Origin of the sequence: Pseudanabaena biceps PCC 7429 (genome assembly GCF_000332215.1) — a bacterium.
GTDB lineage: Bacteria > Cyanobacteriota > Cyanobacteriia > Pseudanabaenales > Pseudanabaenaceae > Pseudanabaena > Pseudanabaena biceps.
The window spans coordinates 16,482-39,714 of record NZ_ALWB01000020.1 but is presented as its reverse complement, the minus strand read 5'-3'; the positions used below and the strand labels follow the sequence as shown (position 1 = coordinate 39,714).

23 protein-coding genes are annotated in these 23,233 nt (G+C 44.2%); 13 read left to right on the top strand and 10 right to left on the bottom strand.

Going from position 1 to position 23,233, the window contains the following annotated elements; all coding sequences use genetic code 11:
• Positions 1–40: 40 nt before the first annotated feature.
• The 3 genes from PSE7429_RS04085 to PSE7429_RS04075 all read right to left on the bottom strand — a co-directional run bounded on the left by PSE7429_RS04085 (position 41) and on the right by PSE7429_RS04075 (position 4,435).
• Positions 41–1,942, bottom strand: a complete 1,902-nt coding sequence (locus PSE7429_RS04085; RefSeq protein ID WP_009625796.1) for a peptidoglycan D,D-transpeptidase FtsI family protein — start codon at positions 1,940–1,942, stop codon at positions 41–43.
• Between the two features lie 8 nt (positions 1,943–1,950).
• A complete protein-coding gene (gene murD, locus PSE7429_RS04080) occupies positions 1,951–3,342 on the bottom strand; it encodes a UDP-N-acetylmuramoyl-L-alanine--D-glutamate ligase (protein ID WP_009625795.1) in 1,392 nt (463 codons plus the stop codon).
• 148 nt (positions 3,343–3,490) lie between these two features.
• Entirely contained in the window at positions 3,491–4,435 is a 945-nt protein-coding gene (locus PSE7429_RS04075) for an NAD-dependent epimerase/dehydratase family protein (protein ID WP_009625794.1), read from the bottom strand.
• Between the two features lie 303 nt (positions 4,436–4,738).
• Here PSE7429_RS04075 and PSE7429_RS04070 point away from each other — a divergent pair, with 303 nt between their 5' ends.
• The gene (locus tag PSE7429_RS04070) at positions 4,739–5,092 is read left to right on the top strand and encodes a DUF565 domain-containing protein (RefSeq protein WP_009625793.1); all 354 of its coding nucleotides are present in this window, start codon (positions 4,739–4,741) and stop codon (positions 5,090–5,092) included.
• A gap of 19 nt (positions 5,093–5,111) precedes the next feature.
• Here the strand turns inward: PSE7429_RS04070 and PSE7429_RS04065 are convergent, their stop codons facing one another.
• Complete coding sequence (locus PSE7429_RS04065) at positions 5,112–5,714, bottom strand: cob(I)yrinic acid a,c-diamide adenosyltransferase (protein WP_009625792.1); 603 nt, start codon at positions 5,712–5,714, stop codon at positions 5,112–5,114.
• A 269-nt stretch (positions 5,715–5,983) separates the two neighbouring features.
• Here PSE7429_RS04065 and argH point away from each other — a divergent pair, with 269 nt between their 5' ends.
• Together argH and PSE7429_RS04055 are read left to right on the top strand one after the other, a co-directional pair.
• Positions 5,984–7,375 (top strand): argininosuccinate lyase, encoded by a 1,392-nt coding sequence (argH, locus tag PSE7429_RS04060; protein WP_009625791.1) that lies wholly within the window; start codon positions 5,984–5,986, stop codon positions 7,373–7,375.
• Positions 7,376–7,691: 316 nt separating this feature from the next.
• Complete coding sequence (locus PSE7429_RS04055) at positions 7,692–8,129, top strand: peroxiredoxin (RefSeq protein WP_009625790.1); 438 nt, start codon at positions 7,692–7,694, stop codon at positions 8,127–8,129.
• A gap of 193 nt (positions 8,130–8,322) precedes the next feature.
• Here PSE7429_RS04055 and ureC read toward each other — a convergent pair whose 3' ends face one another.
• The 5 genes from ureC to PSE7429_RS04030 all read right to left on the bottom strand — a co-directional run bounded on the left by ureC (position 8,323) and on the right by PSE7429_RS04030 (position 12,263).
• On the bottom strand, positions 8,323–10,035 hold the full coding sequence (gene ureC / locus PSE7429_RS04050; protein WP_009625789.1) for an urease subunit alpha: 1,713 nt from the start codon (positions 10,033–10,035) through the stop codon (positions 8,323–8,325).
• 4 nt (positions 10,036–10,039) lie between these two features.
• Positions 10,040–10,351 (bottom strand): urease subunit beta, encoded by a 312-nt coding sequence (locus PSE7429_RS04045; RefSeq protein ID WP_009625788.1) that lies wholly within the window; start codon positions 10,349–10,351, stop codon positions 10,040–10,042.
• A 51-nt stretch (positions 10,352–10,402) separates the two neighbouring features.
• Positions 10,403–11,020 (bottom strand): Uma2 family endonuclease, encoded by a 618-nt coding sequence (locus tag PSE7429_RS04040; protein ID WP_009625787.1) that lies wholly within the window; start codon positions 11,018–11,020, stop codon positions 10,403–10,405.
• 23 nt (positions 11,021–11,043) lie between these two features.
• Positions 11,044–11,346: an urease subunit gamma gene (gene ureA, locus PSE7429_RS04035; RefSeq protein WP_009625786.1), complete on the bottom strand. Its 303-nt coding sequence runs from the start codon at positions 11,344–11,346 to the stop codon at positions 11,044–11,046.
• Between the two features lie 68 nt (positions 11,347–11,414).
• Positions 11,415–12,263: an urease accessory protein UreD gene (locus PSE7429_RS04030; RefSeq protein WP_040687221.1), complete on the bottom strand. Its 849-nt coding sequence runs from the start codon at positions 12,261–12,263 to the stop codon at positions 11,415–11,417.
• Between the two features lie 608 nt (positions 12,264–12,871).
• Between PSE7429_RS04030 and fmdA the strand changes: the two genes are divergently transcribed.
• The 8 genes from fmdA to PSE7429_RS03990 all read left to right on the top strand — a co-directional run bounded on the left by fmdA (position 12,872) and on the right by PSE7429_RS03990 (position 20,842).
• Positions 12,872–14,080 carry a formamidase gene (gene fmdA, locus PSE7429_RS04025; RefSeq protein WP_009625784.1) on the top strand — a complete coding sequence of 403 codons (1,209 nt, stop codon included), beginning with the start codon at positions 12,872–12,874 and terminating at the stop codon, positions 14,078–14,080.
• Between the two features lie 9 nt (positions 14,081–14,089).
• Complete coding sequence (locus tag PSE7429_RS24155; RefSeq protein WP_009625783.1) at positions 14,090–14,350, top strand: FmdB family zinc ribbon protein; 261 nt, start codon at positions 14,090–14,092, stop codon at positions 14,348–14,350.
• Between the two features lie 59 nt (positions 14,351–14,409).
• Positions 14,410–15,816, top strand: a complete 1,407-nt coding sequence (locus tag PSE7429_RS04015) for an ABC transporter substrate-binding protein (RefSeq protein WP_009625782.1) — start codon at positions 14,410–14,412, stop codon at positions 15,814–15,816.
• A 114-nt stretch (positions 15,817–15,930) separates the two neighbouring features.
• Positions 15,931–16,893 carry an urea ABC transporter permease subunit UrtB gene (urtB, locus tag PSE7429_RS04010; RefSeq protein ID WP_009625781.1) on the top strand — a complete coding sequence of 321 codons (963 nt, stop codon included), beginning with the start codon at positions 15,931–15,933 and terminating at the stop codon, positions 16,891–16,893.
• A 132-nt stretch (positions 16,894–17,025) separates the two neighbouring features.
• Complete coding sequence (gene urtC / locus PSE7429_RS04005) at positions 17,026–18,114, top strand: urea ABC transporter permease subunit UrtC (RefSeq protein ID WP_009625780.1); 1,089 nt, start codon at positions 17,026–17,028, stop codon at positions 18,112–18,114.
• A 120-nt stretch (positions 18,115–18,234) separates the two neighbouring features.
• On the top strand, positions 18,235–19,038 hold the full coding sequence (gene urtD / locus PSE7429_RS04000) for an urea ABC transporter ATP-binding protein UrtD (protein WP_009625778.1): 804 nt from the start codon (positions 18,235–18,237) through the stop codon (positions 19,036–19,038).
• A complete protein-coding gene (urtE, locus tag PSE7429_RS03995; protein WP_009625777.1) occupies positions 19,028–19,726 on the top strand; it encodes an urea ABC transporter ATP-binding subunit UrtE in 699 nt (232 codons plus the stop codon). Before urtD ends, urtE begins: the two co-directional genes overlap by 11 nt.
• A 291-nt stretch (positions 19,727–20,017) precedes the next feature.
• A complete protein-coding gene (locus PSE7429_RS03990) occupies positions 20,018–20,842 on the top strand; it encodes an MOSC domain-containing protein (protein ID WP_009625776.1) in 825 nt (274 codons plus the stop codon).
• A 188-nt stretch (positions 20,843–21,030) separates the two neighbouring features.
• Here PSE7429_RS03990 and ureG read toward each other — a convergent pair whose 3' ends face one another.
• Positions 21,031–21,624, bottom strand: a complete 594-nt coding sequence (ureG, locus tag PSE7429_RS03985) for an urease accessory protein UreG (RefSeq protein ID WP_009625775.1) — start codon at positions 21,622–21,624, stop codon at positions 21,031–21,033.
• A gap of 387 nt (positions 21,625–22,011) precedes the next feature.
• Between ureG and ureE the strand changes: the two genes are divergently transcribed.
• On the top strand, positions 22,012–22,467 hold the full coding sequence (ureE, locus tag PSE7429_RS03980) for an urease accessory protein UreE (RefSeq protein ID WP_009625773.1): 456 nt from the start codon (positions 22,012–22,014) through the stop codon (positions 22,465–22,467).
• Positions 22,457–23,179, top strand: coding sequence for an urease accessory protein UreF (locus PSE7429_RS03975; RefSeq protein ID WP_009625772.1), 723 nt, complete (start codon positions 22,457–22,459; stop codon positions 23,177–23,179). The genes ureE and PSE7429_RS03975 overlap by 11 nt, the downstream gene beginning before the upstream one ends.
• The last annotated feature ends 54 nt before the right edge of the window (positions 23,180–23,233 follow it).

The following is a 23,233-nucleotide window of genomic DNA, read 5'->3' as shown; positions in this document are numbered from 1 at the left end:
GGCGGCGCTTTGCGCCGCCACTCATCCTTTTTTGGGGTTGCTATTGCTGGCGATCGCGGGATGGTTTAGGCTCAGGACTTGGTGTTCCGTTGGGGGTGGTGTTAGGGATAGGTATCGCATCTTGTGTGGGCGATGCCGAAGGCGATGGCGATGCAGAAGGCTGAGGATCGGGAATAGTAGGAATTTTAGAAATAACTTCCTCTGGATGGCTAGGGGGAATTCCTTCGCTAACGATAATATCTTCGATCACCGTTTTGACAATTGGAGCCGCTACCGTCGAACCAAAGGCATCAGAACCCACAGGTTCGTCAATTACGGCTATGACGACGTAGCGTGGTTCTTTCGATGGGAAAATACCGACAAAGCTAGTAATCTTGGCATTGGCATAGCCGCCACCCGTAGAAGATGCTTTTTGAGCAGTTCCCGTTTTACCAGCCAGACGGTAACCAGGAATGCGCGCGGGTAACCCCGTCCCCTTTTCTACGACATCCGTCATCATTTCCAAAACCCGTTGTGTAGTTGCTGGGGAAATAACTTGGCGAGGAGTCGGTAACTTAGGCTGATAGTATTCTTCACCTTCTTCGTTAATTAACCCCTTTACCACATGGGGCGTAAGCAACTTACCGCCACTAGCTAAAATCCCATGCAGTTGCACCATTTGAATTGGAGTTAGGGAAAAACCTTGCCCAAAGGCTGCTGTCGCTGGCTCAATTACATATTCGATGAATTGTTCTTGCGGTTTGAGCGTGCTGGGGGTTTCGGAAGGCAAGTCAATGCCTGAAATATCGCCTAAACCAATGCGCTCTAACCAACCATAATAGACCGATGGTTTCATCCGTTGGATGATATGCACCATGCCCACATTACTCGATCGCTGGAGGATTTGACTGATACTTAAAGGACCAACAGCACCCACTTGTTCATAGTCAAAGTTTGCCACTGGCCAACCACCTATGGTAAGCGCCCCCTCGTCATTAAATACTGTATCGGGCTGAATCGCTCCCGCTTCGATGGCGATCGCAACATTAAGCGGCTTAAAGGTCGAACCAGGTTCGTAAAGATCGGAAACCGCCCAATTTTTGAAGAGTTTAACATCCGCCTCATAATAGCGATTAGGGTCGTAGGTGGGCTCGGTTACCAAGGTAAGTAGACCACCATCCCTCACATCCATAACGATTACCGATCCACGCTTGGCACTAAACTTGACCATCTGTTGTTTGAGGATCTGTCTTGCCGTGCGCTGGATCCGCGAATCGATCGTCATTTGCAAGCTGGTGCGATCGCTATTGATCATGCCCGCAGGAATGCGATTGGGAATAAATTTGCCATTGCCATCCTGCTGCGCGACCGATGGCGCTTGATCCGTACGTTCTAATAGTTTTTCTTGGCTGAGTTCGATGCCCGCTTGTCCTCGGTGATCAACATTTACATAGCCGAGGATTTCCGAGGCAAGATCCTGTTGTGGATAGAGACGATGGCGTTGCTGAATGAGTTCTAAACCATCCAGTCGCAGGTTATAGATGCGATCGGAACTTTCTTCCGAGAGCCAATACTCCACTTGAATGGAAGTAGTATCGCGGGTGAGAACGCTCAGCAGTTTATCGGCTGGGCGCTTGAGAATCGGGGCAAGTTTGGCAGCGATCTCTTCGGGCTTTTCTTTGTATAAATGAGGATAGGCAAAAAGGGTATAGACAGGACGATCTAAGGCTAAAACTGCACCTTTGCGATCGGTGATTGTCCGTCGCGGGATAAATGGGCGCAAAGTAAACATTTGCTGCCTTCTTGCCTTTTCCAACAAGTCCGACGAAGTAACGACCTGTAAATATACTAGACGCACCACTAGTCCCAGCATCGCCACCGCTAAAATTATCCAGATCAGCACGGTGCGACGTTTGAAGAGATTGATAGTTGCGAGATCTCTAGGGAGGAAAGATGGGGTCATGGGCGTTTTTAGTCGAGATCTAGACAGAGTTGGCGGAAGCGATCGCCACGTTGCTCGAAGTTAGCAAACTGATCGAAGCTCGCACATGCAGGCGAGAATAGCACAGTTGGCAGGGGCTGGCTAGGGTGATTATGGGCGCGGCTATGGGCAATTTTGGCGGCCTGTTTGACTGCGCGTTCTAGGGTTTCCACGATCTCATAGTTTTTGAATCCTGCATCGTTGAGCATTTCGGCAAATAGTGGAGCAGCCTCTCCAATTAATAAAACCGCGATCGCCCTTTGACGAATTTGCTCTAGCCATGCATCTGCATCACCCTGTTTGGGTTGACCGCCAGCAATCAAAACCACAGGTGGTTTTACCGCTTTTAAGCCCACTTCGGCAGCATCGTAATTGGTCGCTTTACTGTCATTAATAAAGGCAATTCCCTCGTACAAACGGATATGCTCCAGCCGATGGGGGACACCTTTAAATTGGGATATCGCAAAATCAATATGCTCGGAACTGATTCCCGCTAACTTTGCTGCCGCCACTGACATTAATAGGTTTTGGCGATTATGCTTGCCCAAAAGTTGCCAATGGGAAATCGGGAAAATGGCTTCTCCGCGAAACTTGACCCACCCATCATTGATACAAATACCATCCGTATGGGCTTCCACAACTTGATTGTCAACCCCAGTCCATAGGGCTTTTGGCCACATAGCTGCCCCAAATTTACATAGATTAGGATCGTTGCCATTGAGAACAATATGGGCTGAGCGATCGATCAAACTTGCCTTGATATTCCGATAGGCTTCAAGAGTATAGTGACGGTTCAGGTGATCGGGCGTGAAGGTAGTCCAGATACCAATTTCTGGCAAGACGGTTTGGGTAGACTCAATCTGATAACTACTTAATTCCGCAATAATCCAATCGGGCTTAAGTTGATTTTGCAATACTTGCAATGCAATTTCGCAAGCAGGAAAGCCAATATTCCCACAGGCGATCGCCTTTAGTCCCGCAGCCTGAAAAATTGCGGCTGTTAATGATGTGACCGTAGTTTTGCCATTGGTTCCTGTAATACCCACCCAAGGAATATGCTTGAGATAGCGCCATGCTAGTTCGATTTCGCCAATGGTATCAAGCCCTAGGGATCTTGCTTGTTCAATTTCTGGACGATCCCAAGGTACTCCTGGACTGACTGTCACAAGATCGATATTTTGCCCCGCTTCAATTAATCGAGCAAAGTTTGGGAAAGCACCAAGCTCAACAGCAATTCCTTCTGATTCTAAAGCTTGTTTCCTTTGTTCTAGGCTAGGACTGTTATTACTATCACTAACTGTCACCTGCCAACCATCAGCTTTGAGTAGTTTTGCAGCAGAAATTCCCGACTGTCCCAGTCCTAGTACATACGCTTGAGGCATAGCGATCGCTTGGTTTACAAGTTTGTTAAAAAGTTAATAATTAAGGATACAGGAACATGAGGCTTACTAGAATGGTTTGGGACTGCTATAGCAACTCAAAAGATACCTAGATGAGTGGCGGCGCAAAGCGCCGCCGCTCATTTTTGTTTTATTTGACCTCTGCCAATAAATTGGCGAGACGAGGATATTGAGAAACCATTCCAAAGGTTTCAGGAGAAACCACATCGTAGGTAAAGTGGCGTTGAGCAATACAAAAACGATCCCATTCGGCAACTTCGATACGGAATAGTTTGATAACTGCATCCACGAGAAACGGTGTTAGTTCAAATTGCCAACCAACTTTTAAGTTTAAATATTCGCAGAACTGAACAATTAAATCCTGAGCCGTGAGACGTTGCATTCCTAATACTAATCGGGCAGGTCGGGCAGGAGCTACGGGCCCGGATGGCGCAGTAAGTAAGTAAGTGACAATTTGAGCAATGTCGATCGCATGGACAAAATGGAAACTGCCATCGGTTTTTAAGAATCTGGCATAGGGCACATATTTCAGAATATCCTTTAGCCCCTTGGAAAGATGGGAATAGGGCTTATTTTCTGCGCCGCCAAAAACGAGCGTGGGAAATACGGTAATGAGGCGATCGCGAATAACAGAATTTTCTAAGGTTTCCAAGCAGGCATGTTTAGATGCAATATAATTTGTCCCAAGTTCGCCAGCTTCAGGAATGATCTGATTGTGAGAATCAAGGATACTGGCAGTAGAAAAATAAATTGCCCGTTCGCATACCTGTGGATCGAGTGACGAAAATAGCTCAATTGTTTTATCGCGGTTGACCACAAAGGCTTCTTCTCCGCCCCAACCTGCGGCAGTACTCACTACAAACTCCATCGTGCGCAGCAGGGCTTGGTAATTACCGATATTCTGCATCGAGTCTTCGATAACATGCACATTTGGGCGATCGCTTACGTCAATTTGCAATTTGCGGCGATCGCGGACTAACAGATATAGGTCGTAATCAGTTTTTTCTAGAAGCATCTCGATCAGATAATGACCGACACAACCACTCGCACCCGTAATAAAAACTTTTTTTGACATTAAATTCAAATTGCTGATTGAAAATTACTCATAGAGCTATAGCGATCCTAAATGAGCCGAGAGAGGCTCCGACTCCGCGCCGCCAAAGTGTACCGATGGTTAAGCACCGATGGTTGAGCGAAGTCGAAGCCCCATTTTTCTTGTAAGTAGTTAGACCCAGAAGAGCGTACCGCCCGCGTAGCGGGCGGTACGCTCTTTGGTTTTGTTTCTTGATTATGCTGAACTACTTAAATGATTTAGGTTAAATGATTTAGGATTGCTATATTTTAATTATTGCTTTAATTACAACGATTAAGAAAGCCCATGCAAAATACTCGTCTTAGTCAGATTGTGAATATCAACATTAGACGATTATCTCAGTGGTCGAGCAATCCTTGGCGAAGAACATCGTTGATAGCGATAAGTTTATTACTAGGATTTTTTTTAGCCTCAGTAATCTCTACTTCCACGGGGGCAAAATCTGAGTTAGATATTCTGGCGGCGGCAATTACGGTTTTTTTTGTAGAATTGACCAACCGTTTTGTCTACAGTCAAAAGCGATTAACTCGCAGCGATGGCACCATAACGCCCAGACCCCTAACTTCGGAAATGCTGAACTCACTCAAGCTCGGCATCACCTACGGACTATTCCTAGAAGCCTTTAAGCTCGGATCTTGAGGATATGGCTTGCCCCACCCTAATTGCGGCGATGGGTAACTTGATCGGCGTAGTCAGAAATACTTGATGGCATCGAGCTCCCTGTCAAGATAATATTGACCTTCGGCGATCGCGTTTCCAGTACATGCAACAGTTCCTCTTCAGAAATCAGCGATCGCTCAACTAGCAAATCCACTTCATCGATTACGACCAACCCCATAGGTGAGGACTTAATGGCTACTTTGGCATAGTCCCATAGGTCTAGCACTGCAATTTTTTCGGCATCCGTCAATACGATCTCATGCCGAGACAAATCGCGCTGAGCATCACAACGCATCCACTCAAAGTTTTCAACTAGCCGACGAGGATTATTCAAACCTTGATTAATCCCCGTTTGAAAAAGTTGCACGAGTAATACTTGAGTACCCTGACCTGCTACCCTCAAAGCTTGAGCGATGATGTCAGCATAAAGATTGCGGTGGGGCGCGATGAAGACTTGGACATTGCCTTTAAGTGGAGTCACAATCGATGAGCCCTTGAGCGAGTTAGAATCTGCGGAGTTAGTCTTGGTCTGATTGGGGCGATCATGATTATTTTTTGTTTGCTGCGTCTCGATCTGAGTCGTTTTAATTTGAGCCACCATAAACAAATCTAGCGTTTAAATTACCACTTAGCATCATAGCAGACACTAGATGTAGAAAAATTTTGTAAAGATTACTTTCATAGCTATTTGTTGCCCAAGAAGAGAATGGTGGCGCTTCGCGCCACCATTCTCTTCTTAGCTACTTAGCATTGTCCGTGCTGTACGAAAATGGCGATGGGAAAGCGGTTAAATAATGAACTTATGACAAAAAGGCGCAAAACCTCTTGTCAAAAAGTAAACTAAACTTTCAAGTACTACAGTTTTTTTGTATGAGCCAGCCAACAGCCACCCAACCTTGGAGTCAGCGATTCGAGACCGCGCTGCATCCAGCGATCGCTAGATTTAATGCCAGTATCAGTTTTGATATTAATTTAATTGAATATGACATTACGGGATCGCAGGCGCATTCGCGCATGTTGGCGAAAGTAGGGATTATCAGTGCTGAAGAAGGAGAGATGCTTGTTAACGGGCTAGAACAGATCCGCCAAGAATATCGAGCAGGGGATTTTAATCCCGGTATTGATGCCGAGGATGTTCATTTTGCCGTAGAACGCCGCCTCACTGATCTGATCGGAGATGTGGGTAAAAAGGTACATACAGCGCGATCGCGCAACGACCAAGTTGCCACTGATGTAAGGTTATATTTGCGCGACCAGATCCGCAAAATTCAGACTGACCTGAGAACTTGGCAGCAAACCCTCGTCAATAAAGCCGAGCAAAATGTCGAGACTTTTATTCCTGGTTATACCCATTTGCAACGCGCCCAGCCGATTAGCCTCGCCCATCATCTTTTAGCATATTTCGAGATGGCTCAGCGTGACTGGACGAGACTAGATGAGATTTATCAAAGGGTCAATGTTTGTCCCCTCGGTTCAGGGGCTTTAGCGGGTACGCCCCACCCCATCGATCGCCACTACACTGCCGAGCTATTGGATTTTGGTTCCGTTGCTCGTAATAGTCTTGATGGCGTATCCGATCGCGATTTTGCGGTAGAGTTTCTTTGCGCTGCCAGCCTGATTATGGTGCATTTGAGTCGCCTTTCTGAAGAAGTCATTCTTTGGTCATCGCAGGAATTTAGTTTCGTGAAGCTTAGCGATCGCGTTAGTACGGGTTCCAGCATTATGCCCCAAAAGAAAAATCCCGACGTGCCCGAACTAGTTCGCGGCAAAACTGGGCGCGTATTCGGACATCTCCAAGGCTTACTGACAATTATCAAGGGCTTGCCTCTAGCCTATAACAAAGATATGCAGGAGGATAAGGAAGGAATTTTTGATGCCGTCGTAACCGTTCGGGCTTGTTTGGAAGCCATGACGATTCTCGTGGAAGAAGGTATTGAATTTCAGCCCAAACGCCTTGCCGAAGCTGTTGCGGAGGACTTCTCTAATGCTACCGATGTTGCCGATTATCTGGCTTCTAAGGGAGTACCTTTCCGCGAAGCCTATCAATTGGTTGGGAAGTTGGTCAAAACCTGCACGAGTGAAGGAATTTTGCTAAAGGATCTATCCGTTGAGCGTTGGAAAACTTTCCATCCCCAATTTGAGGCAGATATTGTCGATGCGATCGCGCCCGCACAGGTGGTCAAGGTTCGGAATAGTTATGGTGGGACTGGTTTTGACCAAGTCAGAATTCAAGTCGAAGCAGCGAAACAGTTAATTGCGTAATTATGCGTAATTAATTGCGTAATTAATTGCGTAAACATCACCTACAGCGCTTTGCGCTCAAACCCAAACCAAGGAAATTTTTAAAAGCGTTGCTTTGTAACGCTTTCAAAAATTTCCTTGTGGTTCGTTTGATCGATAATTGCTGTAAGTAGCTAGACATAAGTAAACTTAAACCCTAGAAGAGCATACCGCCCGCGCAGCGGGCGGTATGCTCTTCTGGGTTTTGGTTTTTAATTATGCCGAACTACTTAACACTGTCTAAAATTTTAGCTGTGCTAAAATCCCAACATTATCCACAAATATCAAAAGGTTAATTATGCCTCTAGCAGTAGGTACAGATGCCCCAAAGTTTACCGCCCAAGATACCAACGGCAATACAGTATCTTTATCTGATTTTGCTGGAAAAACCGTAGTATTGTACTTCTATCCTAAAGACGATACCCCCGGTTGTACAAAAGAAGCCTGTAGCTTCCGCGATGCCAAATCTCAATACGAAGGTAAAGATGTGGTGGTTTTAGGAGTCAGTGCTGATGATGAAGCTGCCCATCAAGCCTTCACCGCTAAATACGACCTCAATTTCCCATTATTGGCGGATACCAACAAAGCGTTGATCCAAGCTTATGATGTTGATGGTGGTGGTTATGCCAAGCGTGTCACCTATGTGATTAGCCCCGAAGGGAAAATAATTCTTGTCGATACTGCAATCAACACATCCACCCATGCCAGTGACATTTTAGCTGCATTAGGATTGTAAGGGTTCTGCAATTTAAAAAGGAACCGATTTTTTGTAGCGTGGCTTAGCTGCGCCACAAAAAATCGGTTCCTTTTTTATAGGGTTAGAAGTTCTAAGTAGTTCGGCATAATTAAAAACCAAAACCAGAGAGCATACCGCCCGCTACGCGGGCGGTATGCTCTTCTAGGTTTTAAGTTTACTTATGCCTAGCTACTTAAAACAAGAAATATCGCTGAGCCATCGGCAATACTGACGCAGGCTCACAGGTCAATAATTCGCCATCAGCACGAACTTCATAGGTCTCTGGATCTACTTCCATCACTGGCAAAGCATCATTGAGCTTTAAGTCGCGTTTGCTAATATTACGGGTTCCTTTAACTGTTAGTACCTGCTTCTTCAAACCTAATTGACTAGGAATACCTCGTTCCATAGCAGCTTGAGAAACAAAAGTAAAGGATGTAGGCGCGATCGCACCGCCATAGCTGCCAAACATCGGACGCATATAGACTGGTTGCGGCGTGGGAATACTGGCATTCGCATCGCCCATCTGCGACCATGCGATGAAGCCTCCCTTAAGTACCATTTCGGGTTTTACGCCAAAAAATGCAGGATGCCACAGCACTAGATCGGCGATTTTGCCCACTTCAACAGAACCGACATATTCGGAGATACCATGGGCGATCGCAGGATTGATCGTGTATTTTGCCACATAACGCTGAGCACGGAAATTGTCGGCTCTGGTGATTTCGGGACTAGAGAGAACGCCTCGCTGCACTTTCATTTTGTGAGCGGTTTGCCAAGTTCTGATAATTACTTCGCCAACTCTTCCCATTGCTTGCGAGTCAGAGGAAATCATACTAAATGCGCCGATATCATGAAGAATATCTTCAGCAGCGATCGTTTCACGACGGATTCTTGATTCGGCAAAAGAAACATCTTCAGGAATACTAGGATCGAGATGGTGACAGACCATCAGCATATCGAGGTGTTCGTCTAAAGTATTTAAGGTATAGGGACGAGTAGGATTTGTGGAAGAAGGGAGAACGTTCGCTTCACCACAAATTTTGATGATATCGGGAGCGTGACCGCCACCTGCGCCTTCGGTGTGATAGGTATGGATCACGCGATTCTTAAAAGCGGCGATCGTATCTTCTACAAATCCTGCTTCGTTCAGTGTATCCGTGTGGATAGCAACCTGTACGTCGTATTCATCGGCAACACCCAAACAAGTATCGATCGTAGCGGGAGTCGTTCCCCAATCCTCATGGAGTTTGAGTCCGATCGCTCCTGCTTCCACCTGTTCGACCAAGCCTTCAGGCTTGCTGCTATTGCCTTTGCCGAGAAAGCCCAAATTCATCGGGAAGGCATCGGCGGCTTGCAACATGCGGTACATATTCCAAGGTCCAGGGGTGCAAGTCGTGGCATTTGTGCCGACCGCAGGCCCCGTACCACCACCAATCATGGTTGTAATACCAGAAGCGATCGCTACTTCGATCTGTTGCGGACAGATGAAATGAATATGGGTATCAATACCCCCTGCGGTAAGAATGCGTCCTTCTCCTGCGATAATTTCCGTACCTGCACCGATAATGATATTGACGTTATCTTGAATGTAAGGATTTCCCGCTTTACCGATCGCCACAATCCTGCCATCTTTAATCCCCACATCGGCTTTGACCACGCCCCACCAATCGAGAATCAGGGCATTGGTAATCGCCAGATCCACTGCTCCATTGGCATTGGTAATCGGTGACTGTCCCATACCATCGCGGATTACTTTCCCGCCACCAAATTTGACTTCATCCCCATAGGTGGTGTAGTCGCGTTCCACTTCAATAAACAATTCGGTATCGGCTAAGCGAACCTTATCGTCAACGGTTGCACCATAGGTTTCTGCATAGGCGCGGCGGGACATTCTGTAACTCATTCGTTTAATTCTCCAATTTGCCTTCTACTAAAGCATTAAATCCATAAATCTCGCGAGTACCCACATAGGGAACGAGATTCACATCCTTCTCATCTCCAGGCTCAAAGCGGATGGAAGTCCCCGCAGGAATATCAAGGTGCGTACCTTTGGCGCGATCGCGATCAAAGATCAATGCGCGATTGGTTTCATAAAAGTGATAGTGCGAACCAACTTGGATGGGGCGATCGCCTGAATTTGCAACCTTGAGCGTAACCACCTCTCGCCCAGCGTTCAATTCGATATCACCTTCTTGAGTAATAATTTCACCAACAATCATAGATTCATCTCCATTGTTACTTAATGAGGGTGTAGCGTTTCGCACTACATCCTAGATGTTGAGAATTTGAGCAGCAGTTAAATCTAGTTCAGGAAAAGTCTGCGAAATAATTTTGTCATCTCCTGTAAATCTAGTTGTTTGATATTTACCATTTTCATTTAGTAAATTAACAAACACCGTGGGGATTTTGGGATTACCTAAACATTCACGACTAGCGATCGCTAAATAATCCACAATCCAATATTCGGGAATACCAAGACTTTGATATTCTGAAAATTTGTCAATGTAGTCATCATCCCAATTAGTTGAGGTGACTTCTACTGCTAACTGAATCGTTTTTTGCAATGGGGCATAATCAGATGGATTAGATTGCCAAAATTCCCTGTCAATCACACTCAAATCTGGTACTCTACTCTGTTTATCACTATTAGCTATAGTCCTAATGCTCACATTTTGACGCACCACAAAATCCAAATTTAATCTATCAATTTCTCGATCAAATTTTTTATAAACGAACGCAACAACATCTTCATGCTGTCTAGTATTTACCACTTTAACGACTTCTCCATTAACAAATTCATAGCGTCCGTCGGTAAGCCGCAGATTGACGAATTTTTCATAGGTCAGCTTTGATTTAGTTTGTGAATCTTGAACTTTAGCGATCGCCATCATCTCAAACCTCCATAGCTGAATTAGCGAATAGGATTATGTACGGTAACTAATTTTGTACCATCGGGAAAAGTTGCTTCTACTTGCACATCATGAATCATTTCGGAGATGCCTTCCATCACATCATCACGACTGAGCAAAGTCGCCCCGTAGGACATTAACTCGGCAACCGTGCGACCTTCCCTTGCTCCTTCCAAAATCTCCGCAGTAATAAACGCGATCGCTTCGGGATAATTTAACTTCAAACCTTTAGCTTTACGACGCTCAGCTAATAATGCAGCCGTAAAAATCAATAGTTTATCTTTTTCTTGGGGCGTAAGTTGCATGAATATCTACCAACCTCTAGGTACGCATTTAATTAGCTTTTAATTTTGGCAAAGCCAAAATTAAAAGCTTACCAAACTCTCGGTACGCATATCTTTCTATTTCTATAGGATACACGCAAAAGCTGCCAAATTTGCTGAAACCATTTACGCGCATCGCCAGAGGAGTCACCGCAATAGCGACAAACTAAACCTGCAAGCGATCGCGTAACGCTTGATTTCCCTTGATAATTTCCCTCTTCCCAAGTAGAGCGGATACGATCGATCAGTTCGGGTTCTACCGTTGTTCCTACAAAAATGAAACTAGCGGCGATCGCATGGGCATTTAATCCATTCGGACTATCTAACATTTCAGGGTTTCCATGCAGATATTGCCGATCAATCCACAAAGGGCTTTGGTCTCGCCATACCTCAGTATGCGATCGCCAATTACCATCGAGAAATTTTTCACCCCGTGCCGTCCTTCCAAACCTAACGATTTCCCACATAGTAATAGTTGCATCTGGCGCTAACTCAATTCTCGTAGTTTGTCGATACTTTGATTCGGCAAAGGCGATCGTCTCTTGAGGGAACCATTCCAAATTTGCGCCTTCATCAATGTGAATATGGATATTTTGCCAAGATTCCGCACCAGAACTGCGATAGACCTTACTAGCGGCGGCAGTCGTGATCAGGGCTTGGGTATAGGGTTGAAGATGGATTTTGGCAGATAGGCGATCGCCACCCACTAAACCACCTGCGGTATGCAATAGAACGCAATGGCAAACTTCCTCTCCTTCTGGATAAAGCGATCGCTGTATTTTCCACGGAGCTAAAGCATAATTGTAAATCAACTGAGTTGATAAATCTCTCCTACTAAACTTTAGTTCTAAGTTTCCAGTCCATGGTTTATACATACAGTCATCTATTGATCTGATCATTTGACAATTTATCTAGCCAACAAATTAAATCACTAAGTAGTTGGGCATAATTAAAACCCAGAATCAAAACCTGTAGCGCACGCACAGTGTGCGCTACAGGTTTTGGGATTTTATATTTAATTGCGCCTAGCTACTTAAATATGCATCTATGCATCAATTTATACAGTTTATTCGGCTCGCAATGTGAATATCCTAGCATTCTTATTTTTATAGCCATCGCCAAATGCATTCATGTCTTAAACCGAAGGAGAGAAGTTTGGCGCTTTGCGCCAAACTTCTCTCCTTCGGTTTTGATTTTGCTCTAAGGCGAGTGGCGATCGCCATTTTTATTTGGGCTTTATTTGGGCGATCGCCATGTGACTTCAGATTTTTTTAATTTTTAATTGCATGGCAGTTTACATTTACACTACTTCATTCATAAATTGTTCAGCTTAGTGTAAGCGTATCGTGTTTGGTATAAACCATGACAGAATGGAAAGAAAAAGTAACGCAGTATTTGTTAAGAACGTTGAAATTTGGTTAAGTTCCGATTACATACACCCATTAGTGTATGTAGCTTTCTATAGAGTTCAGCTTTTCTTGTTCTTTTACAGATTTAGAAAGATTTTATGCCTAAGACGCTATTCAAAGTTGATCTCACTAAGCCCATGAGTCAACAAGAGTTACCCGGACACAACCGTTGGCATCCAGACATTCCAGCCATAGCTTCAGTTAATCCTGGTGACGTATTTCGTATTGAATGTAAGGATTGGACTGATGGTCAAATTAAAAATGATGATAGTCCCGATGATGTTCGTGATGTAGATTTGACGATTCCTCACGTTCTGAGCGGTCCAATTTGGGTAAATGGAGCAGAACCTGGAGATATTCTGGTAGTAGATCTCGTCGATATCGGTGCTCTCCAAGGCGATGAATGGGGCTTTACAGGTATCTTTGACAAAAAAAATGGTGGCGGATTTTTAACCGATCATTATCCCGAAGCTTCTAAAGCAATCTGGGATTTTCAAGGGATCTATGCAACCTCACGACATATTCCTGGCGTAAAATTTGCAGGAATTACCCATCCTGGGCTAATTGGTTGCGCTCCCTCCCACGAGCTTCTGGCAAAATGGAACAAGCGCGAAACTGAACTCATGGCTACACAGCCAGATCGCCGCACCTACGGAGCTGGAGTAAACATTGATGGCGTATCCGTTTTAGCCGCACTCCCTAATCCCACCAATGCCATTTTAGGAACGTTACCTCAGTCCGAGTACGAGCGTGTAGCAGCCGAGGCAGCACGGACAATTCCACCACGCGAACATGGCGGTAACTGCGATATTAAAAACCTATCTAGAGGAACTCGGATCTACTTCCCAGTTTATATAGAAGGTGCAAAGCTATCGATGGGCGATCTTCACTTCTCTCAAGGAGACGGTGAAATATCTTTCTGTGGCGCTATTGAAATGGCTGGCTTTATTGATATCCATGTCGATATCATCAAGGGTGGTGTAGAGAAGTATGGAATGGTTAATCCTATCTTTAAGCCCGGTCCAGTAGAGCCCCGTTATTCAGAATTCCTCGTATTTGAAGGAATTTCCGTTGATGAATATACGGGTAAGCAGTACTTTATGGATGTACATATTGCCTACCGTCAGGCTTGCTTGAATGCGATCGAATATCTCAAGAAGTTCGGTTATACAGGTGAGCAAGCTTACATGTTGCTTAGTTGTGCACCCATAGAAGGAAGGGTGAGCGGTATCGTAGACATTCCCAATGCCTGCTGTACGATCGCTATTCCCACTGCCATATTTGACAAAAATATTCTTCCAGTTTAGAAAAGAAATATGCCTCTTTATGAATTTCGCTGCGAAGAATGTGGTGTGTTTGATGTGTGGCGTTCAATGGCTGAATCGAGTTCTCCTGCTCACTGCCCAGAATGTAATGAGCAAGGAAGGCGGGTCTTTTCTCCACCGATGACTCTTTCAAGATCTCAGGTGGCAAAAGCAGTAAGTTCAGAGCCAAAGATGGTCAAAGTTGATCGAGAGCCAAAAACATCAAATGTTCAGTATCATTCAGGCAGTCGTCCTTGGATGGTCGGACATTAATTTAGCAGTCAGCTATTGTTTGGTGTGAGTTTTAAAACAATTAAGGAGAGTTTCAGGCAATGAAATTGAATAGCTCAAACGAAGGCGGGCTCACGCGCCGCCGCTTTATTAAGTACGGATCTTTTGCCGCTGCTAGCAGTATTATGGTTGCTTGCGGTCAAGGCGGTGGTGATACCACGAAGACTACTACCACCTCATCAAGTGGTGCTACTTCTTCAGCCTCACCTGCGGCGGATGGGAAAAAAGGCATCAAAGTTGGTGTCATGTATTCCACCACAGGTACAATCGCCATTGTTGAAAAATCATTACAGGATGCAACCTTCCTTGCGATCGACCAAATCAACGAGGGTACGGGTCCTTGGGCTGGTAAGAAAGGAATTAACGGTCAAATGATTGAAAAGGTTGTGGTAAACCCTGACTCCAACTGGGATTTGTACAACCAAATGTCCAAGCGTTTGATTGATGAGGACAAGGTGGTATGCGTTCTCGGCTGTTATACATCTGCGAGCCGCAAGTCAGTGCTGCCAGTCTTTGAAGAAAAGAACAGCATTCTTTACTACCCTGTCTATTATGAAGGAAACGAATGTAGTTCCAATGTTTTCTACACTGGTGCAGCACCTAACCAACAAATTACCGATTCAATTCCATACTGTATCAAGAATTTTGGAAAGAAAGGTTTCTTCATCGGATCTGACTACATTTATCCTAAAGAAAGCAATCGGATCGCTAAAGCTGAGCTAGTCAATGGTGGCGGTGAAGTTGTGGGAGATGAATATGCGGCTCTTGGTACAACCGAATTTATTACGATCATCAACAAGATCAAGCAAGCCAAGCCAAACTTCATCTTGAGCAATCTGGTAGGAGACAGTATCCCTGCATTCTATAAGCAGCTTAAGGATGCTGGGATCACCTCCAAAGACATTCCGATCATGGCTTTCCCTACCACAGAAGAAGAAATTCAAGCCATGGGACCAGAATTTGCCGAAGGTCATTACAGTAGTTTTAACTACTTCCAAACCGTTGACACTCCTGAAAACAAGGCATTCGTAGAGCAGTTCAAGGCTAAGTTTGGTAAGGATCGCGTTACTAATGGAGTTATGGAAGCAGCCTATATCCAAACCTTCTTCATGGCTCAAGCAATGGAAAAGATGGCGAAGGAAGGGAAGGAATTCAATACCGCTAACCTCCGCGAAGCTACCAGAGGACAAGTCTTCAAGGCTCCTCAGGGCACGGTAAAATCTGACCCCGACAACTATCACACCTACCTCTATTCCAGAATTGGCAAGTGGAAGTCTGATGGTCAGGCAGAAATCGTATTTTCCACCAAGGCTGCGGTTAAGCCAATTCCTTGGAGCCAAGCACTCTACAAGGGTCGTCTTTGTGTCCATAAAACTCCCGACGATCGCAGCAGCCCTAACGTTGAGACGAAGAAAGATATTCCAGCTGAATTTCTGAAAGAAGCCTAGATTTCTAACTTGAGTCAATAATCTCTGACTTCGTAAGGGGTCAGAGATTATTGACTTAATAAGTAAACTTGAAATAGCGAACGATACTACTCTAAGCTCTAATTTAAGAATCCCATGAACGTTTTTTCATTTAATGTACTATCCTCGCTGATTCACTTAGCTCAATCAACCCCACCCGCAAAATCGATCGATCCGATCGCTGTCACTAATCAGCTTTTAAATGGAGTCGGTATTATCGGAATTTTGCTATTGACGGGGTTAGGGCTAGCCATCACCTTTGGTGTAATGCGAATAATTAACCTTGCCCATGGTGAATTCATCATGTTAGGAGCCTATACAACATTCGTATTGCAAAGTAATTTCAAAATGGACTTGTTGATGACAATTCCCTTCTCTTTTTTGTTTACGGCGTTTGTCGGTGCAATTATCGAGTTAACAATTGTCCGACGACTTTACGGGCGGGCTGTAGAGACATTGCTGGCGACTTGGGGGTTAAGTATCGTCCTGCAAGGGGTCATCAAGCTCATCTTCACCGCCCAATTGAAGTATGTTAAAGCTCCTCCCTACATTCGTGGTAACTGGACTCCATTTCAAATCGGAGGACAGGCGATCGAGATTTCCTACTATCGCCTATTCATTATCTTTATGGCTTTGTTCCTACTCGGAATGACTGCTTTCTTACTTTACGGTACGACTCTGGGACGAGAAGTTAGAGCTGTTACTCAGAACCGAGATATGGCGAAGTGCCTAGGTGTAAATACAAGTCTTGTGGATATGATCACCTTTGCCTATGGTTGCGGGTTAGCAGGAATTGCAGGCACAGTTATTTCATCGCTTAAGAGCGTTGCTCCACCGATGGGACAGGATTATCTAGTTGACGCTTGGATGACTGTAGTTACGGGTGGTGTTGACAAGCTAGTTGGGGTCTTAGCTGGGGCAGTTTTAATCGGTGAGTCCAATGCCGCGATCGCCTATCTAATTAACGACCCGACTGCAAGGGTAATTGTTTTAGCAGCGGTAATTATCTTGATTCGCTACCGTCCCGAAGGCTTATTTACAGTGCAAAAGCGTAGCTAAATTGTCTAAATAATTATTAGGTTCTTATTACAATCATTATCTGCGACACTTCTAATAAAAGCTTGAGTTTTATTTCAGTAAATATTTCAGTAAATATAGCGTCAATTTTCAAAATTCAATGGAGGCTTAGAGATGGCTGAAGTAGTAGGTCGCATACGACAAGCAAATTTTGTTCCCAAAAGATGGCTCATTACTAGTGCCATAGTCTTGCTAATTTTTGTGATTTTTCCCTTTGTGGCTGGTACTTTCCAAACTAACTTGATGGCAAAGTTGTTATTGTTTGGAACTCTAGGTGTTTCTTTAGACCTAATCTGGGGATTTACAGGAATTCTCAGCTTCGCCCATGGGGTATTTTTCACTTTAGGGGGATATGCGATGGCATATTACCTGAAGCTAAACCTATCTGCCACGGCTAATAACTATGGCGGTACGCTTCCCGACTTCATGGTCTGGAATGGCTTAAAGGAATTGCCTTGGTTCATCGCACCGTTACAGTATTTCCCGATCGCTGTCATTGCCACCGTAGTTATTCCTGCTGGATTTGCCTATGCGATCGGCTCATTCATCTTTCGTTCTAAAGTGAGTGGTGTTTACATCACTGTAATTACCCTAGCAATCTCCTCAGCATTGACGACTTTCTTTGTCAGTCAACAAGCCTATACGGGAGGAACCAATGGCATTACGGATGTATCTAAACTCATACTTTTTGGGGCAGAAGTCCCGCCTATCGGTTTATATTTCATCATCCTCCTATTCGCCACTTTAGTAATTGCAGGTGGTTGGTGGTTAACCCAATCTAACTTTGGATTGATTCTGCGATCGATTAAAGAGAACGAAAAGAGAATTTCTTTCCTCGGCTATGATGTTGCTAGTTTCAAGATATTTATCTGGACACTTTCCGCAGCAATTGCTGGTATCGCTGGCGGATTGTTTGTCCCCTTAAACAACTTTATTTCCCCCGTCTATCTCAATGTTGCCTTTGGAACCCAAGTCGTAATTTGGGTAGCTGTCGGTGGTAGAGGTACACTTTTTGGTCCAATCATTGCGGCAATTTTATTGGGACAAATTCAAAACTCCGTAGATCGAATTACCCAAGATTGGCAATTGATTGTAGGCGTGATTCTGATGGTGGTTGTTTTATTTCTTCCCGATGGTCTAATGAGCTTGATTCCAAAAAAACTTCTTGGCAAGAAAAATAATCAGTTAGAGAGATCGAGCTAGATTTTGAGTTTTTTGAAGTTACGATCTTAATTATGGCTCGTTGCATGGTTATAGATAGAAAACCTCAACAATATTGCGTACACTTAATAATTAATTTAATAATTAAAAAGGGTTCAAATTATGAACACAACCACATCCGCATCAATTGATTCCGCTCCAGTTACTCACACTGAAGGAGCAATTTTATCGATAAAAGACCTAAAGGTGGTTTTTTCTGGATTCAAAGCTTTAAAGGGAGTTAACTTAGATGTCGGTGAAAATGAGATTGTGACGATCATTGGTCCGAATGGGGCTGGGAAAAGCACCTTACTCGATGCCATCGTTGGTAAATCTCCAGTAGCTTCGGGGCATGTATTTTATCACGGTAAAGATATTACGAATCGCAGTGCTTTTGAAGTAGCAAGGATGGGCATCGGACGTAAATTCCAAAATCCTAATGTCTACAATGAGTTAACCGTATTTGACAATATCTTATTAGCTTTAAAAGGATCGCATGGAGTTTTCTCTTCGATCAAGTCCAAATTAACCGCAGCTAAGAGGGATAAAATCATCACTGTTCTCGATCGCGTTGGACTTTTGGAAAAGGGATATTCAAAAGTATCCTCGCTTTCCCACGGACAGAAACAGTGGGTAGAAATTGGGATGGTCATTGCGCAGGATCCTTCTGTAGTACTACTAGATGAGCCCACTGCAGGAATGACCCCAGATGAAACGCATTTGACTGGGGAAATCATTAAAACGATTTCTCAGAATCACTCTGTTGTGGTTATCGAGCATGACATGGAATTTGTTAAGCAAATTGCTCAGCGCATTGTGGTACTCCATCAAGGAGAAAAATTGACTGAAGGGTCAGTCAGTGAAGTGCAATCAAATCCCAAAGTAATTGAAGTATATTTAGGACGCGAACAAATCGATGCTGCTTGAACTAACTGATGTTACGGTTTCTTACGGACAAACACCCGTGTTGTTCGGAGTGAATATGGCGATCGAGCAAGGTGATATCGCTTGTCTGCTCGGTCGTAATGGTGTGGGAAAGACGACACTGCTTCGTAGTGTCATCGGGCTGAATAAAGTCATGTCTGGGAATATTGTTTTTGACGCAGATAACATTACCAAAGTGCCAACGTTTAAACGCGCTCGCTATGGTATTTCCTACATTCCCCAAGGGAGAGAAATTATTCCCTACCTATCGGTTTTGGATAATCTCAAACTTGGCATGTCCGCTGGACAAAAGAAGTATCGTAAGATTCCCGATGAAATCTTTGAGTTTTTCCCAATGCTCAAGCAACATCTAACTCGGCAGGGCGGTTTATTGAGCGGCGGACAACAACAGCAATTAGCGATCGCTCGCGGTCTGATGAGCAATCCCAAGATTATGCTTCTTGACGAGCCGACAGAAGGAATTCAGCCTTCGATTGTTCAGGAAATTGAGGAAACTTTAAAGAGGATTAATCGCGAGAAGGGCATCACCCTCATTGTTGTCGAGCAGAAAGTAGACTTTGCAAGACAACTCGCTCAGAAATTTTTCATTATGGAAAAAGGTGCAGTTGTTGCCAATGGAGCAACTGCCGATCTGAGCGATGATCTAGTCCATCAGTATCTTGCTATTTAATCTTGCCATTTAGTTTTGTAAAGTGAGTAACACCCGCTACGCGGGCGGTACTCTCTCCTTAGATAATTTCTAACACCAATTCACTGAAGTGTTGGCTCACTTCAGCGAATTAAAAAACAAACCCAGTAAGGTTTTGAGGTTCCCAAAATGGTGTTGTTATTTTGGGAATTGGTATAAGGGTTTTCAAGTTAAGAAATGGCTATGCCATTTCTTAACTTGGTATGAATTAGCATTTTTAACTTATTTGACTGTTTGGAATACCTATGGGCTAATTGAGAAGGAAGGGAAATTATGGCTCGGACGTTAGTTGGTGTAGTTACTTCTCTTTGGCGTTATCCTGTTAAGTCAATGCTAGGCGAACAACTTGAGACAGCAAAAGTTATCCCTACAGGGATTTTGGGCGATCGCTCATTTGCTTTGTGGGATCGCGAGACTAGCCGCATTGCCAGTGCGAAGAACCCGAAGAAATGGGCAAAACTTTTAGGCTTTCATGCCGAATTAGGGGAAATGACTGGTCAAAACAGTCAAGAAGCGATGGCGAGGGTCACAATCACTTTGCCTGACGGTAGTTCTGCCACCAGCGATAATCGTGATATTGACAGCATTCTCTCTCAAGCAGTGGGGCGTGATGTACAATTACTCTCGGTTGTCCCCGAATCTCCCAGTTTGGATCAGTATTGGCCAGATATTGAAGGAGCCTTAAATCGGGAAACTATTACCCAATTGTTTATGCCCTCAGGCACTTTTTTTGATTCCTGTCCAATCCATGCCATTACGACTGCTACTCTAGATAAGCTGCAAACCCTTTACCCTGAGGGGCAATTCAATCCCTGCCGATTTCGCCCCAATATTTTGATCGAGCCCCCATCTTCTGAACCTGCTTTTATGGAAGATGCTTGGGTCGGCGGTAAATTGCTAATTGGCGATCGCGTTTGCTTGAGTATTGATACTGCTTGCCCTCGTTGTGTAGTAACAACATTAGCACAGGGTGATCTTCCCAATGACTTAAATATCTTGAGGACGACCACCAAACAAAACAAAACGATCGCAGGTATTCGGATGTCAGTAATACAAACAGGAACAATTCGTTGTGGTGATTCAATCTGGTTGGAGTAACTAGTTGTCAATCCATCAAATACCTTTGATAAAGGGGTTCCTACTGGAAATTTTCATTCTCTATTCCTGTCTAAATTCACTTACAGCGCTTTGCGCTCAAACCCAAACCAAGGAAATTTTTGAAAGCGTTGCGAAGCAACGCTTTCAAAAATTTCCTTGTGGTTCGTTTGATCGATAATTGCTGTAATTTACATCTTTTTAACAATAAAGTCGGTAATTATACTTAAACCAACTTGAGTCTTGAGATTGCTGAATACAAAGGGTTTATCCCCCCGCATTTTTAGAGCATCCCTTTCCATAATCGCGAGATCGGCTCCGACGTAAGGAGCGAGATCGATTTTGTTAATTACTAATAAATCAGATTTAGTAATCCCTGGACCTCCTTTACGAGGGATTTTATCCCCTGCGGCTACATCGATTACGTAAAGGGTTAAATCCACGAGTTCGGGACTAAAGGTGGAGGCAAGATTGTCTCCACCACTCTCGACAAAGATTAAATCGAGATCTTCAAAGCGAAGTTCTAATTGCTCGATCGCGGCAAGATTCATGGAGGCATCTTCGCGAATAGCTGTATGGGGACAACCACCTGTCTCTACTCCCATGATGCGATCGCGGTCTAGGGCTTGGCTGCGGACGAGAAATTGGGCATCTTCTTGGGTGTAAATATCGTTTGTAACTACTGCAATTTGGAAATGCGATCGCATTGATTTACAGAGAGAATCAACCAGAGCCGTTTTTCCAGAGCCGACAGGTCCCGCAACACCAACCCGAAATGGAGACATAGAGATTTATCCTTACGAAGCAATGAATAGCAATAACTATAGTATCTTTATCATTATCTTTATCTTTACAGGTTTGGTGTAAGCTTATAGCATCGTGAGGAACACAAAAATCAAAAAAAGTTACTCGCAAATAATTACGCGCAAATAATTAGTTCAACATAGTTACAGCAATTATCGATCAAACGAACCACAAGGAAATTTTTGAAAGCGTTGCTTCGCAACGCTTTCAAAAATTTCCTTGGTTTGGGTTTGAGCGCAATGCGCTGTAAGACCAAAACCAGAAAGCATAAGGTACGCTCTTCTAGACTTTTCGGCTAGATTTTAAGTTTAACTACGTTTATCTGCTTGAGATTATTAATATTGTTGATTCTTCCCTGCAATTAGTCTATGCATATTATTACTAAACGTCTATCCCATGAAGCCAAGAAATTGGTAAATCGCGAATCTCTTTTAACCCTTGCGCTCATTGCTGAGGATAGAACTCGTAGCCGTCACCGATTTACAACATTGGAAGGAGAAGAGATTAATTTACAACTTCAGAGAGGGACAGTTCTGAGAGAAGGAGATATCCTTGCCGACGAAAATGATCGGGCGATCGCTTACGTCATGGCAAAACCCGAACCTGTCATTACGGTTACGGCACATCACCCCCTTGATTTTTTAAGAGCAGCCTATCATTTAGGTAATCGCCACATTGCTCTAGAAATTACCGAAACATACCTCCGCCTATCTCCCGATCCAGTTTTAGAAGATATGGTGATCCAAATGGGATTAACTATAGCCAAAGAAAATCAGCCTTTTCAACCTGAGTCTGGCGCTTACCATCATCACCATGATCATTAATCCCGCATCACTTCAATTACTAAGGTTGCTACAAATCACTAGTCCTGCTTTGCCAGTTGGGGCTTACAGCTATTCGGAAGGACTCGAATATCTTTGCAGTCAAAAGATTATTCAAACAGAGTCCGATCTTTGCAATTGGCTGAGAAGGGAATTGCAATTTGGATTTATTCCCAACGAGACGGCGATCGCTCTTCGCGCCTATCAAGCCATTAAATCTCATAACATATCCACATTAATCTACTGGAATGACTGGCTATCGGCAACGAGAGAAGCCGAAGAAGTCAGATTGGCGAGTTGGCAGATGGGACAGTCCCTCATGAAATTATGGTGGCAGCTTACCGATCGCCAAAATCCCCTACATACATCTATCCACACCTTGCTCCCTACAACGAAAGATAATTCACAGGGCAAAGGTTGTAACTATGCGATCGCCTTTGGCATTGTCGCAGCCAGTCTGGATATCGATCCTGACAATACGAGCTTGGGCTACATTTATAGCTGGCTATCCAATCTAGTTAGCGCCGCAGTTCGTTCTGTTCCATTCGGTCAGACCATTGGGCAGCAAGTTATATTTCAGCTTAGTGGGGATATGTTGAATAGCTCCCAGTTATCGCTACAGCGTTTGGATAATGAATTAGAATGGTGTGGATGGGGGGCAAGTCTCGCCTGTGCTAACCATGAAACTCAATACTCTCGTTTATTTCGTAGCTAATGTGAATATTGTCGTAAATTTGGCAATTTCTTGAAGCCGTTTTAAAATTGCTAC